Source organism: Streptomyces sp. NPDC037083 (assembly GCF_055606485.1).
In genome coordinates this window covers 160085-175998 of record NZ_JBVJSQ010000007.1, presented here as the reverse complement: position 1 = coordinate 175998, position 15914 = coordinate 160085, and the positions used below count along the sequence as shown (strand labels likewise).

The following is a 15914-nucleotide window of genomic DNA, read 5'->3' as shown; positions in this document are numbered from 1 at the left end:
CATGACCGCGACCCTTGTGAAAGAGGCGGGTGCACCGCCCGCCGGCGCCGCCGCCCGTACCCGGCGCACACGGCGGCGTGGCCGGATCATCGCCCTGCTGTTCGCGTTCCCGGCGCTGCTCCTGCTCGGCGCGCTCGTCGTCTATCCCGTGCTGTTCTCGATCGGCCGTAGCTTCTTCGACGCGTCCGGCACCCGCTTCGTCGGCGGCGAGAACTACAGCGAGATGTTCCGCGACCCGGCCACCCTCAAGGCCGTCCGCAACACGGCCGTCTGGGTCGTCGTCGCGCCGGCCCTGCTCACCGGCCTCGGCCTGGTCCTCGCCGTCCTGGTGGAGAAGGTCCGCTGGGCGACGGCCTTCAAACTGCTGCTGTTCATGCCGATGGCGGTGTCCTTCCTGGCCGCGGGCATCATCTTCCGGATGGCGTACGACGAGGACCCCGACAAGGGCGTCCTGAACGCCGCCGTCGTCTCGGTCCACGACGCCTTCCAGGGCACGTCGCCGTATCCCGCGGCCCGGGTCCGCGAAGGCGGGGCACTCACCTCGGGGGCGGACGGCTCGTACCGGACGAGCGCACATGTGTCACCGGGCCACTCGGTGGCGCTCGCCCTGGTCGGCGTCCCACCGAAGGAACTGCCCGCGGGCGCCGAGCCCGCGTACCCGGCCGCGGGCCGCACCGCCGCGCCGGACGAACTGCGCGGGGTGGTCTACCTGGACTTCACGCCCGGTGGGGGAGGGGAACAGGGCAAGGTCGACCCGCGGGAGAGCGGACTGCCGCAGACGAAGGTCGAGGCGGTGCGCGACGGCAGCACGGTCGCGAGCACCACGACGGCGTCGGACGGCTCCTTCCGCTTCCCGGGGCTGGACGCCGGCTCGTACACGCTGAAGCTGCCCGCGTCGAACTTCGCGCAGCCGTACGACGGCGTCTCCTGGCTCGGACCTGCTCTCGTCACGCCGGCGATCATCGGCGCGTACCTGTGGATCTGGACCGGCTTCGCGATGGTGCTGATCGGCGCCGGACTCGCGGCGCTGCCCCGGGACGCACTGGAAGCCGCGCGGATGGACGGGGCGAACGAGTGGCAGATCTTCCGGCGGATCACCGTGCCGCTGCTGGCGCCGGTCCTGACCGTGGTCTTCGTGACGCTGGTGATCAACGTGATGAAGGTCTTCGACCTCGTCTACATCATCGCGCCGGGCCCGGTGCAGGAGGACGCGACCGTGCTCGCGACGCAGATGTGGCTCGTGTCGTTCGGCGGCGGCAACAACCAGGGGCTGGGCAGCGCCCTCGGGGTCCTGCTTCTGCTCCTGGTGGTCCCGGCCATGGTCTTCAACGTCCGTCGTTTCCGAAGGAGTCAGCGATGAACGCGGTACGGCGCGGCCTGGGCAACGGTGTCGTGCAGGTTCTCCTCGTACTGGTCGGCCTGGTCTGGGTGACACCGCTCGCGGGGCTGTTCCTCTCCTCGCTGCGATCCGCCCAGGACACCGCGAAGGGCGGTTGGTGGACGGTGTTCGCCGCCCCCGGCCAGCTGTCCTTCGACAACTACTCGGCGCTGCTGAAGAACTCCGGGATGACGCAGGCGTTCTGGAACACGGTGCTCATCTCGGTGCCGACGACCGTCCTGGTCGTGGTCCTCGCGGCGCTCGCCGGATACGCGTTCGCCTGGCTGGACTTCCCGGGCCGGGACGCCGTCTTCCTGGGCGTGGTGGCGCTGTTGGTGGTGCCCGTGCAGATCGGGCTGCTGCCCGTGGCCAAGCTCTTCGGGCAGCTGGGGCTGTTCGGCACGATTCCCGGCGTGGTGCTGTTCCACGTGGCCTACGGGCTGCCGTTCGCGGTGTTCCTGCTGCGCAACTACTTCGCCGAGATGCCGAAGGAGATGCTGGAGGCGGCCCGGATGGACGGCGGCAGCGAGTGGCGCATCTTCACCCGGCTGGTGCTGCCGGTGGGACGGCCCGCCATCGCGAGCCTCGCCATCTTCCAGTTCCTGTGGGTGTGGAACGACATGCTGGTGGCCCTGCTGTTCGCCGACAGCTCCGCGCAGCCGCTGACGGTCGCCCTGCAGTCCCAGGTACGGCAGTTCGGCAGCAACGTCGACGTGCTGGCGCCGGGCGCGTTCCTGTCGCTGGTGGTCCCGGTGGTGGTGTTCTTCGCCTTCCAGCGGCACTTCGTGCAGGGGGTGATGGCGGGGTCGGTCAAGTAGACCGACCGACCCGCCGGGAGGCCGCGGGCGGCAGGTCGGGGCGGCGGGGGCGCGAAGGCCTCCGCCGCCCCTCGCTCACGGGGACGCCGGCGGGTACAGCGCGCGCGGCAGCTGGGAGGCCGCCGCGTTGTCCAGGAGCCACAGCGTGCGGGCCCGGCCGTACGCGCCCGCCGCCGGGGCCTGGATCTCGCCCGCACCGGACAGGGCGATCGCCACGGCCTGCGCCTTGTCCTCGCCGGCCGCCAGCAGCCACACCTCACGGGCCGCCCGGATCGCCGGCAGGGTCAGGGTGACCCGGGTCGGCGGCGGCTTGGGCGCGCCGTGAACGCCGACCACCGTGCGCTCGGTCTCCCGCACGGCCGGCAGCTCGGGGAAGAGCGAGGCCACATGGGTGTCCGGGCCGACGCCCAGCATCAGGACGTCGAAGGCGGGCACGGCGCCGTGGTTCTCGGGGCCGGCCGCGCGGGCCAGCTCCTCGGCGTAGGCCTCCGCGGCGGATTCCACGTCGGCGCCGTGCGGACCGTCGGACGCGGGCATGGCGTGCACGCGCTCGGGGTCCACGGGGACGGAGTCCAGCAGGGCCTCACGGGCCTGCGTGACGTTGCGCTCCGGGTCGCCCTCGGGCAGGAACCGCTCGTCGCCCCACCACAGGTCGAGGCGGCTCCAGTCGACGGCGTCACGGGCGGGCGCGGCCGCCAGCGCGGCCAGCAGACCGTTGCCGTTGCGGCCGCCGGTGAGGACCACGGACGCCTGGCCCCGGGAGGCCTGCGCGTCCACGATCTTCGTGATCAGACGGGCCGCCGCGGCCTGCGCCATCAGTTCCTTGTCGTGGTGCACGACCAGCTGGGGAGTGCTCACTGCGGATCCGCTTTCCTGACCGGGGGCATCTGCGCCGGCGTGGGCCGGTCGGCGTCGCCCTGGCCCGACGGGGCGGGCGACGGGGCCGGTGCGGCGGCGCGGCCAGCGGCTGCCGGCTCCGGCACCGTGCGGACCGGGAGGGACGGCGCGGGCTGGGAGGCGGCCTCGGCGCGCTCCGCCTCCCGCTCCGCGGCCGACTGGATCCCGCCGAGCCGGTCCACGCCGAACCGCAGCGCGGACGCGTACGTGTCGTCGGGGTCGAGCCTGCGCAGCTCCTCCGCGAGCAGCTCGGACGTCTCGCGGCGCTTGAGCGCCACCGCGCGGTCCGGCTGGCCCGGCAGTGCCAGCGTGGCCATCGCACCGTCCGACCGGTGCAGCGTGATCGGGCCGCCGGTCGTCTCCATCCGGACCTGGGTCAGACCGGGACCGGCCGAGATCGCACGGCGGACGTGCACATGGAGCCGGTCGGCGAGCCACATCGCGAGCAGTTCGACGCTCGGGTTGGACTCCTCGCCCGCCACCTCGGCGGAGACGATCTCGCAGCTGACCTGGTCGAGCGCGGCGGCCAGCATCGAGCGCCACGGGGTGATCCGGGCCCACGCCAGGTCGGTGTCGCCCGGCTCGTAGCTCTCGGCACGGGCCCGCAGCTCGTTGACGGGCTTCTCGGCCGCGTAGCTGTCGGTGACCCGGCGCTGGCCCAGGGCGCCCAGCGGGTCGCCCGCCGGGTCGCGCGGGGCGTCCACCGACCACCAGACCACCACCGGCGCGTCCGGCAGCAGCAGCGGCAGGACGACGGACTGGGCGTGGTCGGACACCTCGCCGTAGAGCCGGAGGATGACGGTCTCACCGCTGCCGGCGTCCGCGCCCAGCCGTACCTCGGCGTCGAGGCGGGACTGGGTGCGGCCCCGGGAGGTGCGCGAGACGCGCTTGATGACGACGAGCGTGCGCGAGGGGTGCTCGTGCGAGGCGTCGTTGGCGGCCTTCAGGGCGTCGTAGGCGTTCTCCTCGTCCGTGACGACGACGAGGGTGAGCACCATGCCGACGGCCGGCGTGCCTATCGCGCGGCGGCCCTGCACCAGCGCCTTGTTGATCTTGCTGGCAGTGGTGTCCGTGAGGTCTGTCTTCATGGCCGGCGCCAGCTCCGTCCGTCTCGCTCGAGCATCTCGTCGGCCTCGACGGGCCCCCATGTGCCCGACGGGTACTGGGCGGGCTTGCCGTTCCTGTCCCAGTACTCCTCGATCGGGTCGAGGATCTTCCAGGACAGCTCCACCTCTTCCGTGCGGGGGAAGAGGTTCGAGTCGCCCAGCAGCACGTCGAGGATCAGCCGCTCGTAGGCCTCGGGCGAGGACTCGGTGAAGGACTCGCCGTAGGCGAAGTCCATCGACACGTCACGGATCTCCATGGAGGTGCCGGGCACCTTCGATCCGAAGCGGACCGTGATGCCCTCGTCCGGCTGGACGCGGATGACGATCGCGTTCGCGCCGAGCTCCTCGGTGGCCGTGGAGTCGAAGGGGGAGTGCGGGGCCCGCTGGAAGACGACCGCGATCTCGGTGACCCGGCGGCCGAGCCGCTTGCCGGTGCGCAGATAGAAGGGGACCCCCGCCCAGCGGCGGTTGTCGACCCCCAGCTTGATCGCCGCGTAGGTGTCGGTCTTCGACTTGGGGTCGATGCCGTCCTCTTCGAGGTAGCCGACGGCCTTCTCGCCGCCCTGCCAGCCCGCCGCGTACTGACCGCGCACGGTGTCGCGGCCGAGGTCCTTGGGCAGCCGGACGGCGCCGAGCACCTTCGTCTTCTCGGCGGCCAGTGCGTCCGCGTCGAAGGAGGAGGGCTCCTCCATGGCCGTGAGGGCCATGAGCTGGAGCAGGTGGTTCTGGATGACGTCACGGGCGGCGCCGATGCCGTCGTAGTAGCCGGCCCGGCCGCCGATGCCGATGTCCTCGGCCATGGTGATCTGCACATGGTCCACGAAGGACCGGTTCCAGATCGGCTCGAACATCGTGTTGGCGAAGCGCAGCGCCAGGATGTTCTGGACGGTCTCCTTGCCCAGGTAGTGGTCGATGCGGAAGACCTGGTCCGGGGCGAAGACCTCGTGGACGACCTTGTTGAGCTCCTCGGCCGAGGCGAGGTCGTGGCCGAACGGCTTCTCGATCACCGCGCGCCGCCAGGAGCCGCTGCTCTGGTCGGCCAGCCCGTGCTTCTTCAGCTGCTGGATGACCACGGGGAAGGAGCGCGGCGGAACGGAGAGGTAGAAGGCGAAGTTGCCGCCCGTGCCCTGTGCCTTGTCGAGTTCCTCGATCGTGGCGCGCAGCCGCTCGAAGGCGTCGTCGTCGTCGAACGTGCCCTGCACGAAGCGCATGCCCTGGACGAGCTGCTGCCAGACCTCCTCGCGGAAGGGCGTGCGGGCGTGCTCCCTGACCGCGTCGTGGACCTCCTGCGCGAAGTCCTCGTGCTCCCACTCGCGGCGCGCGAAGCCCACCAGCGAGAAGCCCGGCGGCAGCAGCCCCCGGTTGGCGAGGTCGTACACGGCGGGCATGAGCTTCTTCCGGGACAAATCGCCCGTGACGCCGAAAATGACCAGGCCCGACGGCCCCGCGATACGCGGGAGCCGTCGGTCTGCGGGGTCACGCAGCGGGTTGCTGCTCGACAGAGTTCAGCCCTCCGAGGGGGCGAGGCGCTGCAGCTCCGCCTCGGTCGACTTGAGCAGGTCGTTCCAGGACGCCTCGAACTTCTCCACGCCCTCGTCCTCCAGCAGCTGGACGACCTCGTCGTAGGAGATGCCGAGCTTCTCGAGCGCGTCGAGCTCGGCACGGGCCTGCTCGTAGGTTCCGGAGACGGTGTCGCCGGTGATCTGCCCGTGGTCCTCGGTGGCGAACAGCGTCGCCTCCGGCATGGTGTTCACCGTGTTCGGCGCCACCAGGTCGTCCACGTACAGGGTGTCCTTGTACGCGGGGTCCTTCACACCGGTGGAGGCCCACAGCGGACGCTGCTTGTTGGCGCCCGCCTTCTCCAGCGCGGCCCAGCGCTCACCGGAGAAGACCTCCTCGTACGCCTGGTAGGCGAGCCGGGCGTTGGCGAGGCCCGCCTTGCCGCGGGCGGCCTTGGCCTCGTCGGTGCCGAGCGCGTCGAGCCGCTTGTCGATCTCGGTGTCCACGCGGGACACGAAGAAGGACGCCACGGAGTGGATCTTCGACAGGTCCAGGCCGCGCTCCTTGGCCTGCTCCAGGCCGGCCAGGTAGGCGTCCATGACCTGGCGGTAGCGCTCCAGGGAGAAGATCAGCGTGACGTTGACGCTGATGCCCAGACCGATGACCTCGGTGATGGCCGGCAGGCCGCCCATCGTGGCCGGGATCTTGATGAGCGTGTTGGGGCGGTCGACCAGCCAGGCGAGCTGCTTGGCCTCGGCGACCGTCGGCTTGGTGTGGTGCGCCAGGCGCGGGTCGACCTCGATCGACACCCGGCCGTCCTGGCCGCCGGTGGCGTCGAACACCGGGCGCAGGATGTCGGCGGCGTCCCGGACGTCCGCCGTCGTGATCATGCGGATGGCCTCTTCGACCGTGACCTTGCGGGCGGCGAGGTCCGACAGCTGCTGGTCGTAGCCGTCTCCCTGCGAGATCGCCTTCTGGAAGATCGACGGGTTGGTGGTGACGCCCACGACGTGCTGCTGGTCGATCAGCTCGGCGAGGTTGCCGGACGTGATCCGCTTGCGCGACAGGTCGTCCAGCCAGATCGCGACGCCTTCTTCGGAGAGGCGCTTGAGTGCGTCTGTCATGGAATTACATCTCCTACGTGTCGTATGTGAGCGTCAGCGCTGGGCGGCGGCGATGGATTCCCGGGCCTTCGCGGCCACGTTCTCGGCAGTGAAGCCGTACTCCTGGAAGAGGACCTTGCCGTCGGCGGAAGCACCGAAGTGCTCCAGGGAAACGATGCGGCCGGCGTCCCCGACGTACTTGTGCCAGGTCAGACCGATGCCCGCCTCGACCGCGACGCGAGCCCTGACGGACGGCGGCAGGACGCTGTCCCGGTACCCCTGGTCCTGCTCCTCGAACCACTCCACGGACGGCATGGACACGACCCGGGTGGGCACCCCGTCGGCCTCCAGCCGCTCGCGGGCCTCGGCGGCGACGTGCACCTCGGAGCCGGTCGCGAGGAGGATCACCTCGGGCGTCCCCGTCGAGGCCTCGAACAGGACGTACCCGCCCTTGGCGGCGTCCTCGTTGGGCTCGTACGTCGGCACGCCCTGGCGGGTGAGGACGAGCCCGTGCGGGGCGCCCTTGCCGAAGACCTTGGTCCAGCGCTTGAGGATCTCGCGCCAGGCGATCGTGGTCTCGTTGGCGTCGGCGGGGCGGACGATGTTCAGGCCCGGGATCGCGCGCAGCGACGCGAGGTGCTCGACGGGCTGGTGGGTGGGGCCGTCCTCGCCGAGTCCGATGGAGTCGTGCGTCCACACGTACGTCACCGGCACGTGCATCAGGGCGGACAGCCGGACGGCGTTGCGCATGTAGTCGGAGAACACGAGGAACGTGCCGCCGTAGATGCGGGTGTTGCCGTGCAGGGCGATGCCGTTCATCTCCGCGGCCATGGAGTGCTCGCGGATGCCGAAGTGCACGGTGCGGCCGTACGGGCTCGCCTCGGGCAGCGGGTTGCCCTCGGGCAGGAACGACGACGTCTTGTCGATCGTCGTGTTGTTGGAGCCGGCCAGGTCGGCGGAGCCGCCCCACAGCTCGGGGATGACCGCGCCGAGCGCCTGGAGCACCTTGCCGGACGCGGCCCGGGTGGCGACGCCCTTGCCGGGCTCGAAGACCGGGAGCTTCTCCTCCCAGCCGGCCGGCAGCTCGCCCGCGGCGATGCGGTCGTACTCGGCGGCGCGGTCGGGGTTGTTGTCGCGCCACTGCTGGAAGGACTTCTCCCACACGGCGCGGGAGGCCTGGCCGCGCTCCAGGGCGCGCCGGGTGTGGGCGATGACGTCGCCCGCGACCTCGAACGTCTTGTCCGGGTCGAAGCCCAGGACGCGCTTGGTGGCCGCGACCTCGTCGTCGCCGAGCGCCGAGCCGTGCGCGGCCTCGGTGTTCTGCGCGTTGGGCGCGGGCCAGGCGATGATCGAGCGCATCGCGATGAAGGACGGCTTGTCCGTCACCTGCTTCGCGGCCTCGATGGCGTCGTAGAGGGCCTGCGGGTCCAGGTCGCCGTCCGGCTTCGGGGCCACCCGCTGCACGTGCCAGCCGTAGGCCTCGTAGCGCTTGACGGTGTCCTCGGAGACGGCTGTCTCGGTGTCGCCCTCGATCGAGATGTGGTTGTCGTCCCACAGCAGGATCAGGTTGCCCAGCTTCTGGTGGCCGGCCAGCGAGGACGCCTCCGCGGAGATGCCCTCCTGCAGGCAGCCGTCACCGGCGATCGCGTAGACGAAGTGGTCGAAGGGTGACTCGCCCTGCGGGGCCTCCGGGTCGAACAGTCCGCGCTCGTAGCGGGCCGCCATCGCCATGCCCACGGCGTTGGCGACGCCCTGGCCCAGCGGGCCGGTGGTCGTCTCGACGCCCGTGGTGTGGCCGTACTCCGGGTGGCCCGGGGTCTTCGAGCCCCAGGTGCGGAACGCCTTCAGGTCGTCCAGCTCGAGGCCGAACCCGGCCAGGTACAGCTGGGTGTAGAGGGTCAGGGACGAGTGGCCCGCGGACAGCACGAAGCGGTCGCGGCCGACCCAGTCGGCGTCCGCCGGGTCGTGCCGCATCACCTTCTGGAAGAGGGTGTAGGCGGCAGGCGCCAGGCTCATCGCCGTACCGGGATGGCCGTTGCCGACCTTCTGTACGGCATCGGCGGCCAGGACGCGGGCGGTGTCGACGGCCCGCTGGTCCAACTCGGTCCACTCGAGGTCTGTGGTGGTCGGCTTGGTGCTCACCCTGGGTCAGGGCTCCTCTCCACATGTCACGCATGTCGAATGCCGGTGCACGCGGCGCCCACCGGCCGTTGTCGAGCCTACCCCCGTGAGAACGTGCATTTTTTCGAGTCATTCCAGAGTGCCGGGCGTGTTCGGGGTGCGCCTCCCGACCGGCGGGTTTCCTGGTTCGGCATGTGAATACGCAGCCGCTCGTACGAGTGCTCAACAGAGTGACCCCCGGCTCTTCCGGAGGCGTCCGCCAACACGAGCGGACCCCCGCGAATATCGGGGTATGGGCAACGTCTACAGTGGCGTGGTACGCGCGAGCCTTTACGGGGAGTTCACACCCGCGGGCTTGCTGGGAGTCTCTGTCAGGGGTGTGCGTGACGGCCGTTGAATCCCGTCCAGTGGGGATTGTCGGGGCGAGCCAGAGCCCGAGCCGGCGGCCGGTCGGGGCCCGGGTCAAGGCGTTCGTGGCGCTGACCAAGCCACGGATCATCGAGCTGCTGCTGATCACCACCGTTCCGGTGATGTTCCTGGCGCAGCAGGGCGTTCCGGACCTCGGCCTGGTGCTCCTGACCTGCCTCGGCGGCTATCTGTCCGCGGGCGGAGCGAACGCGCTGAACATGTACATCGACCGCGACATCGACGCGCTGATGGACCGCACCTCGCAGCGGCCGCTGGTCACCGGGATGGTCAGCCCGCGTGAATGTCTCGCCTTCGGCGTCACCCTCGCGGTGGTGTCCACTCTCCTGTTCGGTCTGACCGTCAACTGGCTGTCGGCGTGGCTCGCCCTCGGCGCGCTCCTCTTCTACGTCGTCGTCTACACGATGATCCTCAAGCGCCGTACCTCGCAGAACATCGTGTGGGGCGGCATCGCGGGCTGCATGCCGGTGCTGATCGGCTGGTCCTCGGTCACGAACTCCCTCTCCTGGGCCCCGGTCGTCCTCTTCCTCGTCATGTTCTTCTGGACGCCGCCGCACTACTGGCCGCTGTCGATGAAGGTCAAGGACGACTACGCGCGCGTGGGCGTGCCGATGCTGCCGGTCGTCGCCTCCAACAAGACCGTCGCCAAGCAGATCGTCCTGTACAGCTGGGTGATGGTCGCCGTCTCGCTGCTCCTGCAGCCGCTGGGCTACACCGGCTGGTTCTACACCGCGGTCGCGCTCGTGGCCGGCGGCTGGTGGCTGTGGGAGGCGCACGCGCTGCAGAGCCGGGCCAGGGCGGAGGTCACGGGCGGGAAGCTGAAGGAGATGCGGCTGTTCCACTGGTCCATCACCTACGTGTCGCTGCTGTTCGTGGCCGTCGCGGTGGATCCCTTCCTGCGCTGAGCCCCCCTCCGCACGGCTGAACGGCCGGGGCGCGTGGTCAAGGCCACGCACCCCGGCCGTCGCCGTTCGATCTACCCGTCGGTAGCATCCTGGCCATGGCAGACACCAAGCAGGTTGACGAGGCGGCCGACGCCAAGCGGGCCGCGAAGGCGGAGCGCAGGGCGGCGCGGCTGGCCAAGCAGATCAGCGCCTTCTCCAAGGCGCACGGCGGGGCCGAGAGCCAGATCGCGTACATCGGCGAGCGCGGCGCCCGCATCGTCCTCGTCGGCGAGGACGGCGGCTGGGGCGACCTCGTGGCGCCCTCGGTCGCGGTGGCCGAGCAGGCCGTGCAGAAGGCCGGGGTGACCGCCCACGAGTCCTTCGACGGCGAGTTCGCGGCGAAGGTGCGCACGGGCCCGTACGAGTGGACCCGGATGGCGGGCATCCAGGTCGGCGGACCGAAGAACGGCTGATCGCCCTCTCACGCAACACCTGACACCCGGTTCACCCGTTAGGACCCGTGGAAGCGACGTGGTCCATCTCCCGGGGAGTCCGGATGCTCGAAACGCCGTCCTTGGTGGACCAGTACTGCCACGGCGTCCTGAGAACGGAGCTGGGCCTCGGCACCTTCGAGGCCCAGCTGGCCCGCACCGAGGGCCCGCCCGCCCCGGGCACGACGCTCTTCGACACGCAGACCGGGTTCGCCGTACGCCGCTGGTGCCCCCCGCTGCTCGGTCTGGAAGCGCACGCCCCACCCGCCCGCTATCTCGCCCGGCGCCGTGAACTCGGCGTACTGGAAGCGGGCCGCAGGCTGCTGCGCGGCAGCGGCATCACCACCTACCTGGTCGACACGGGCCTGCCCGGGGACCTGACGGGACCGGACGAGCTGGCCAGCGCGGGGGCCGCCGAGGCCCGGGAGATCGTGCGGCTGGAACTCCTCGCCGAACAGGTCGCCGACACCTCCGGCACCGTCGAGTCCTTCCTCGCCAACCTCGCCGAGGCGGTCCACGGGGCCGCCGCGACCGCCGTGGCCTTCACCTCCGTCGCGGGCGTGCGGCACGGCCTCGCCCTCGCGCCCGAGCCGCCCGGTCCGGGCGAGGTGCGGGGCGCGGCCGGCCGCTGGCTGGCCGGGCGCGGGGTCGGCGGCGAGCTGAGCGACCCGGTGCTGCTGCGGCACCTGCTGTGGATCGCCGTCGCCTCGGGCCTGCCCCTCCAGCTGCACGCGGGACTCGGGGCGCCCGGAGCGCGCATCGACCGCACCGACCCCGCGCTGCTCACCGACTTCGTCCGCGCGACCGCCGGCCTGGGCACCGACCTCGTGCTGCTGCACGGCTACCCGTACCACCGGCACGCCGCCCACCTCGCCGGCGTCTTCCCGCACGTCTACGCGGACTCCGGCGCGGCCCTCGTCCGGACCGGCGCCCGCGCCGCGACGATCCTCGCGGAGATCCTGGAGCTGGCCCCCTTCGGCAAGATCCTCTTCTCCAGCGGGGCGCGGGGGCTGCCCGAACTGCACGTGGTCGGGGCGAGGCTGTTCCGGGAGGCCCTGGGACGGGTGCTGGGGTCGTGGGTCGCCGAGGGCGCGTGGTCGCCGGCGGACGCGCAGCGCGTCGCGGGGCTGATCGCCGCCGGGAACGCGCGCCGGGTGTACGGGCTGGGCTGAGGCGGGTGCGCGGGCCGGCCCCGAGGCGTGCCGTGGGGCAGAGCACTCGCAGACCGGCGCCCGGGTGCCCTTGGCGTAGCGGGTTCGTGCTCGTCCGTCGCCCCGGCCCGCCGGCGCTCCGCGCGTGCGGCCCGCCGGCGATCGCCGGCGCGGGTGTCCCGGCTGTGTGCCGTCGGTATCAGCCGCCCTGGCGGGGCGAGCCCGCACGGGCCTGCCCGGGCCCCCTGCGCTCGAGGAGCCGGTGACGACGCGCGACTCAGGCGCGCGTGCCGACGGTCGCCTCGGACGCCGGGTTCGGCAGGCCGATCGTCGTCCCGTCCCGTTCGCGCAGCGCCAGCGGCACGCGCAGGACCGCGATCCACACCAGCGCCGAGCCGAGCATGTGCAGGCCGACCAGGAGCTCGGGCAGGTCGGTGAAGTACTGGACGTAACCGATGACGCCCTGGGCGAGCAGCACCAGGAACAGGTCCCGGGTGCGGTCCAGCGGGCTCTTCGGCGCGTCCACCGCCTTGAGGATGAACCACAGGGCGAAGGTCAGCGTCACCACGATCCAGGCGAGGACGGCGTGCAGCTTGGCCACCGTCTCCCAGTCCAGCGGCATCCGCTCGACCTCGCTGGAGTCGCCCGCGTGCGGGCCCGCGCCGGTGACCACCGTGCCGACGGCGATCAGCAGCGCCGAGGCGAGGACCAGGAACCACACCAGCTGCCGCACGGGCTTGCCGACCAGCGCGCGGGGCTCGCCGTCGCCCTCCCGGGAGCGCTGCCACATCAGCGCGGCGACGGCGATCAGCGCCGAGGCGGCCAGGAAGTGCGCCGCGACCGTGTAGGGGTTGAGACCGACCAGCACGACGATCCCGCCGAGCACGGCGTTGCTCATGACCAGCCAGAACTGCGCCCAGCCCAGTCGGGTCAGGCTGCGGCGGTACGGCTTCTGGGACCGCGCGGCGATGATCGCCCAGCCGACGGCCGCGCAGAGCACGTAGGTCAGCATGCGGTTGCCGAACTCGATGGCGCCGTGGATGCCCATCTCGCCGGTCGCGGTGAGCGAGTCGTCCGTGCACTTGGGCCACGTCGGGCAGCCCAGGCCGGAGCCCGTCAGCCGGACGGCGCCGCCGGTGACCACGATGACCACGGACATCACGAGCGCGAACAGGGCGGCCCGCTGAACCGTCCGGGAGGACGGGGTCCAGCGTTCGGCGATGAAGGCGAGGGGGTTGCGCACGGCGGCTACGGCGTCGGCACGGGTCACGTTTGGCACGCCTCCCATCGTAAGCGGCTGCTTGTGCACGCTTTCACGAGGGGCCGGTCTGTGGCCGTCCGCTACTCCCAGCGGAAGAACCGGCCGGCCGCCGCCAGACCCACGACGGCCCAGACGGCCAGGATCCCCAGGTCGCCCCACGGCATGCCGGCGCCGTGCTGGAGCACGTCCCGCAGGCCGTCGGAGAGCGCCGTGATGGGCAGCAGGCCGAGCACGTCCTGCGCGGCGGACGGGAACTTCCCGAGGGGGACGATCACCCCGCCGCCCACGAGGAGCAGCAGGAAGACCAGGTTGGCCGCGGCCAGCGTCGCCTCCGCCTTCAGGGTGCCCGCCATCAGCAGGCCGAGGCCGGAGAAGGCGGCCGTGCCCAGGAGCAGGAGCAGCACGACGGCCACCGGGTTGCCGTGCGGGTCCCAGCCCAGCGCGAACGCGATCGCCGTGAGCAGGATCACCTGGAACACCTCGGTGACGAGCACCGACAGCGTCTTCGCCGTCATCAGGGCCCAGCGCGGGAGAGGCGAGGAGGCCAGGCGCTTCAGCACGCCGTAACGCCGTTCGAATCCGGTGGCGATGGCCTGCCCCGTGAAGGCCGTCGACATCACGGCGAGCGCGAGGATGCCGGGGGCGAGGAAGTCCACCGCCTCGCCCGCGCCGGTGTCGACGATGTCCACCCCGCTGAACAGGACCAGCAGGAGGGTCGGGATCACGACGGTGAGCAGCAGCTGCTCGCCGTTGCGCAGGAGCATCTTCGTCTCCAGCGCCGCCTGGGCCCCGATCATGCGGGGGAGGGGGGCGGCCCCCGGGTTCGGCGTGTAGGTGCCGGTGGCGGTCACGAGCGCAGCTCCTTGCCGGTCAGCTCAAGAAAGACGTCCTCCAGGGTGTGCCGCTCCACCGAGATGCGGTCCGGCATCACCCCGTGCTGCGCGCACCACGAGGTGACCGTCGCCAGCAACTGCGGGTCGACCTTGCCCATCACCCGGTAGGAGCCCGGGGTCAGCTCGTCGGCGGAGCTGTCGGCGGGCAGCGCCTTCAGCAGGGAGCCGACGTCGAGCCCGGGGCGGCCGGTGAAGCGCAGGGTGTTCTCGGCGCCGCCGCGGCACAGCTGCTCGGGGGTGCCCTGGGCGATGACCCCTCCCGCGTCGATGATCGCGACGTCGTCGGCGAGCTGTTCGGCCTCGTCCATGTGGTGGGTGGTCAGGATGACCGACACACCGTCCGCGCGCAGGTCCCGCACGAGGTCCCAGGTGGCGCGGCGGGCCTGCGGGTCGAGGCCGGCGGTCGGCTCGTCCAGGAACACCAGCTCCGGACGGCCGACGACGGCCATCGCCAGCGCGAGACGCTGCTGCTGGCCGCCGGAGAGCCGGCGGTAGCTCGTCCGGCCGCAGGAGCCGAGGCCGAGGCGCTCGACGAGGGCGTCGACGTCCAGCGGATGCGCGTGCAGCTTCGCCACGTGCCGCAGCATCTCCTCGGCCCGCGCACCGGAGTAGACGCCCCCCGACTGCAGCATCACGCCGATCCGGGGGCGCAGCTCGCCGGCCTGGCCCACCGGGTCGAGGCCGAGGACGCGGACCGTGCCGGAGTCCGGCCTGCGGTACCCCTCACAGATCTCGATCGTGGTGGTCTTGCCGGCGCCGTTGGGTCCGAGGACGGCGGTGACGCCCGCCCCGGCCGTCAGGTCGAGGCCGTTCACCGCGGTCTTCGCCCCGTACCGCTTCACCAGGGCCTGGACCCGGACGACAGGCTCGCTTCGCATGGCTCAAGAGTCTAGGTTCGCGGACGGGCGCCCGGACCGGGGGGTACGGGAAAGCGGCCGTGCACGACGGGCGGCCCGGTCGGACGCGTCGGCGAACCCGTCCTCGCGGGGCCGGTGCAGGGGCAGCCACCGGGTCGCGTACGCCACCGCGTCCGCGACGGAGAACAGCCGGGCGTCGGCCGCGCCGACCCTGCCGCGCACGACGTCGCGGTCGCGCTCGAAGTCGTGGCCGAGCTCGTCGAAGCGGTCGGAGACGATCGACACCTCGGTCACCTTCTCCCAGCCGTGCGGCCCGGGCCGCCCCACCTCCACGAGCGGGGCGGGAATCCGGTACTCGGCCAGGTGGAAGCTGGTGCAGGCGTCGTAGCCGGCGCCCAGGAGCAGCACCCGCGCGCCCAGCTGCTCCAGCCGCGCCAGCGGGCTCCGCTCACCCAGCCGGCAGTCCGGCGCGTGCCCGTCCACGATCTCCGCCGCCCGCGCCCCGAGGGCCGCGAAGGAGGTCTGGGGGTGGGCGCTGCGCCGGGCGCCGGGCCAGGTGCGGACGGTCTCCGGGATCACCCCGACCCCCAGCGAGGGGGAGACGAGCGGGTCGTAGGCGGGCATGGTCGCCCGGATGGTCCCCTGCCACGCCTCGGGCACCGGCGGATCTGCCCACAGCGCCGGATCGGACAGGTCCCCGGTCTGCGTCGGGACGACCAGCGTGCCGTCCGGTCCGAGTGCGTCCAGAAGACCCCGCACGACCGTGGCGGCGCCTCCGCAGACCCAGCCGAGTGAGCTGAGCGAGGAGTGGACGAGGAGGATTTCTCCGGGTTCGACACCCAGCGCGCCGAGCTCCGCGGCGAGGGTGTGCCGGGTGACGAGTGGGCCGGTGGGAGGGGGTGTGGGCATGGTCAGGCAGTGTCGTGGAAGGGGGTCCGGCGGGCCAGTGTTTTGTCGGCCGCGCTTTCCGGCTTTGATCGATCAGAGATCGTTTCCCCAGGTCAGATTAGGTATGCCTAAGTGACGCA

Annotated in this window: 14 protein-coding genes; 5 read left to right on the top strand and 9 right to left on the bottom strand. The window is 71.8% G+C overall.

Annotated elements, in window-relative coordinates; genetic code table 11:
• The first annotated feature begins 1 nt into the window (after position 1).
• Positions 2–1360 carry an ABC transporter permease subunit gene (locus tag ACZ7DE_RS20540; protein ID WP_470763167.1) on the top strand — a complete coding sequence of 453 codons (1359 nt, stop codon included), beginning with the start codon at positions 2–4 and terminating at the stop codon, positions 1358–1360.
• Positions 1357–2196 carry a carbohydrate ABC transporter permease gene (locus ACZ7DE_RS20535; RefSeq protein WP_470763165.1) on the top strand — a complete coding sequence of 280 codons (840 nt, stop codon included), beginning with the start codon at positions 1357–1359 and terminating at the stop codon, positions 2194–2196. The genes ACZ7DE_RS20540 and ACZ7DE_RS20535 overlap by 4 nt, the downstream gene beginning before the upstream one ends.
• A 75-nt stretch (positions 2197–2271) precedes the next feature.
• Here ACZ7DE_RS20535 and pgl read toward each other — a convergent pair whose 3' ends face one another.
• Genes pgl through tkt form a run of 5 tightly spaced genes read right to left on the bottom strand, consistent with a single transcriptional unit; the run spans position 2272 to position 8944 of the window.
• Entirely contained in the window at positions 2272–3054 is a 783-nt protein-coding gene (gene pgl, locus ACZ7DE_RS20530) for a 6-phosphogluconolactonase (protein WP_470763163.1), read from the bottom strand.
• Complete coding sequence (opcA, locus tag ACZ7DE_RS20525; protein ID WP_470763161.1) at positions 3051–4181, bottom strand: glucose-6-phosphate dehydrogenase assembly protein OpcA; 1131 nt, start codon at positions 4179–4181, stop codon at positions 3051–3053. Before opcA ends, pgl begins: the two co-directional genes overlap by 4 nt.
• On the bottom strand, positions 4178–5701 hold the full coding sequence (gene zwf / locus ACZ7DE_RS20520; RefSeq protein ID WP_470763615.1) for a glucose-6-phosphate dehydrogenase: 1524 nt from the start codon (positions 5699–5701) through the stop codon (positions 4178–4180). Before zwf ends, opcA begins: the two co-directional genes overlap by 4 nt.
• A 3-nt stretch (positions 5702–5704) precedes the next feature.
• Complete coding sequence (gene tal, locus ACZ7DE_RS20515) at positions 5705–6823, bottom strand: transaldolase (RefSeq protein ID WP_470763159.1); 1119 nt, start codon at positions 6821–6823, stop codon at positions 5705–5707.
• Positions 6824–6856: 33 nt separating this feature from the next.
• Complete coding sequence (gene tkt, locus ACZ7DE_RS20510) at positions 6857–8944, bottom strand: transketolase (RefSeq protein WP_470763157.1); 2088 nt, start codon at positions 8942–8944, stop codon at positions 6857–6859.
• Positions 8945–9300: 356 nt separating this feature from the next.
• Between tkt and ACZ7DE_RS20505 the strand changes: the two genes are divergently transcribed.
• The 3 genes from ACZ7DE_RS20505 (at position 9301) to ACZ7DE_RS20495 (ending at position 11896) form a co-directional block, all read left to right on the top strand.
• The gene (locus ACZ7DE_RS20505; RefSeq protein ID WP_470763155.1) at positions 9301–10254 is read left to right on the top strand and encodes a heme o synthase; all 954 of its coding nucleotides are present in this window, start codon (positions 9301–9303) and stop codon (positions 10252–10254) included.
• Positions 10255–10349: 95 nt separating this feature from the next.
• Positions 10350–10706 (top strand): hypothetical protein, encoded by a 357-nt coding sequence (locus ACZ7DE_RS20500; protein WP_470763154.1) that lies wholly within the window; start codon positions 10350–10352, stop codon positions 10704–10706.
• Between the two features lie 83 nt (positions 10707–10789).
• Entirely contained in the window at positions 10790–11896 is a 1107-nt protein-coding gene (locus tag ACZ7DE_RS20495) for an amidohydrolase family protein (protein ID WP_470763151.1), read from the top strand.
• Between the two features lie 256 nt (positions 11897–12152).
• Here the strand turns inward: ACZ7DE_RS20495 and ACZ7DE_RS20490 are convergent, their stop codons facing one another.
• Genes ACZ7DE_RS20490 through ACZ7DE_RS20475 form a run of 4 tightly spaced genes read right to left on the bottom strand, consistent with a single transcriptional unit; the run spans position 12153 to position 15795 of the window.
• On the bottom strand, positions 12153–13163 hold the full coding sequence (locus ACZ7DE_RS20490) for a COX15/CtaA family protein (RefSeq protein ID WP_470763149.1): 1011 nt from the start codon (positions 13161–13163) through the stop codon (positions 12153–12155).
• 53 nt (positions 13164–13216) lie between these two features.
• Entirely contained in the window at positions 13217–13933 is a 717-nt protein-coding gene (locus ACZ7DE_RS20485) for an ABC transporter permease (protein WP_470763613.1), read from the bottom strand.
• A 50-nt stretch (positions 13934–13983) separates the two neighbouring features.
• Positions 13984–14907 carry an ABC transporter ATP-binding protein gene (locus ACZ7DE_RS20480; protein WP_470763147.1) on the bottom strand — a complete coding sequence of 308 codons (924 nt, stop codon included), beginning with the start codon at positions 14905–14907 and terminating at the stop codon, positions 13984–13986.
• A gap of 3 nt (positions 14908–14910) precedes the next feature.
• Positions 14911–15795: an AAC(3) family N-acetyltransferase gene (locus ACZ7DE_RS20475; protein WP_470763145.1), complete on the bottom strand. Its 885-nt coding sequence runs from the start codon at positions 15793–15795 to the stop codon at positions 14911–14913.
• Positions 15796–15914 lie beyond the last annotated feature (119 nt).

Excerpts from the sequence above, each read along its gene's own strand:
- ACZ7DE_RS20540 (WP_470763167.1), top strand. The coding sequence starts at position 2 with ATGACCGCGACCCTTGTGAAAGAGGCGGGTGCACCGCCCGCCGGCGCC.
- ACZ7DE_RS20535 (WP_470763165.1), top strand. The coding sequence starts at position 1,357 with ATGAACGCGGTACGGCGCGGCCTGGGCAACGGTGTCGTGCAGGTTCTC.
- opcA (WP_470763161.1), bottom strand. The coding sequence starts at position 4,181 with ATGAAGACAGACCTCACGGACACCACTGCCAGCAAGATCAACAAGGCG.
- tal (WP_470763159.1), bottom strand. The coding sequence starts at position 6,823 with ATGACAGACGCACTCAAGCGCCTCTCCGAAGAAGGCGTCGCGATCTGG.
- ACZ7DE_RS20500 (WP_470763154.1), top strand. The coding sequence starts at position 10,350 with ATGGCAGACACCAAGCAGGTTGACGAGGCGGCCGACGCCAAGCGGGCC.
- ACZ7DE_RS20495 (WP_470763151.1), top strand. The coding sequence starts at position 10,790 with ATGCTCGAAACGCCGTCCTTGGTGGACCAGTACTGCCACGGCGTCCTG.
- ACZ7DE_RS20490 (WP_470763149.1), bottom strand. The coding sequence starts at position 13,163 with ATGGGAGGCGTGCCAAACGTGACCCGTGCCGACGCCGTAGCCGCCGTG.
- ACZ7DE_RS20485 (WP_470763613.1), bottom strand. The coding sequence starts at position 13,933 with ATGATCGGGGCCCAGGCGGCGCTGGAGACGAAGATGCTCCTGCGCAAC.
- ACZ7DE_RS20480 (WP_470763147.1), bottom strand. The coding sequence starts at position 14,907 with ATGCGAAGCGAGCCTGTCGTCCGGGTCCAGGCCCTGGTGAAGCGGTAC.
- ACZ7DE_RS20475 (WP_470763145.1), bottom strand. The coding sequence starts at position 15,795 with ATGCCCACACCCCCTCCCACCGGCCCACTCGTCACCCGGCACACCCTC.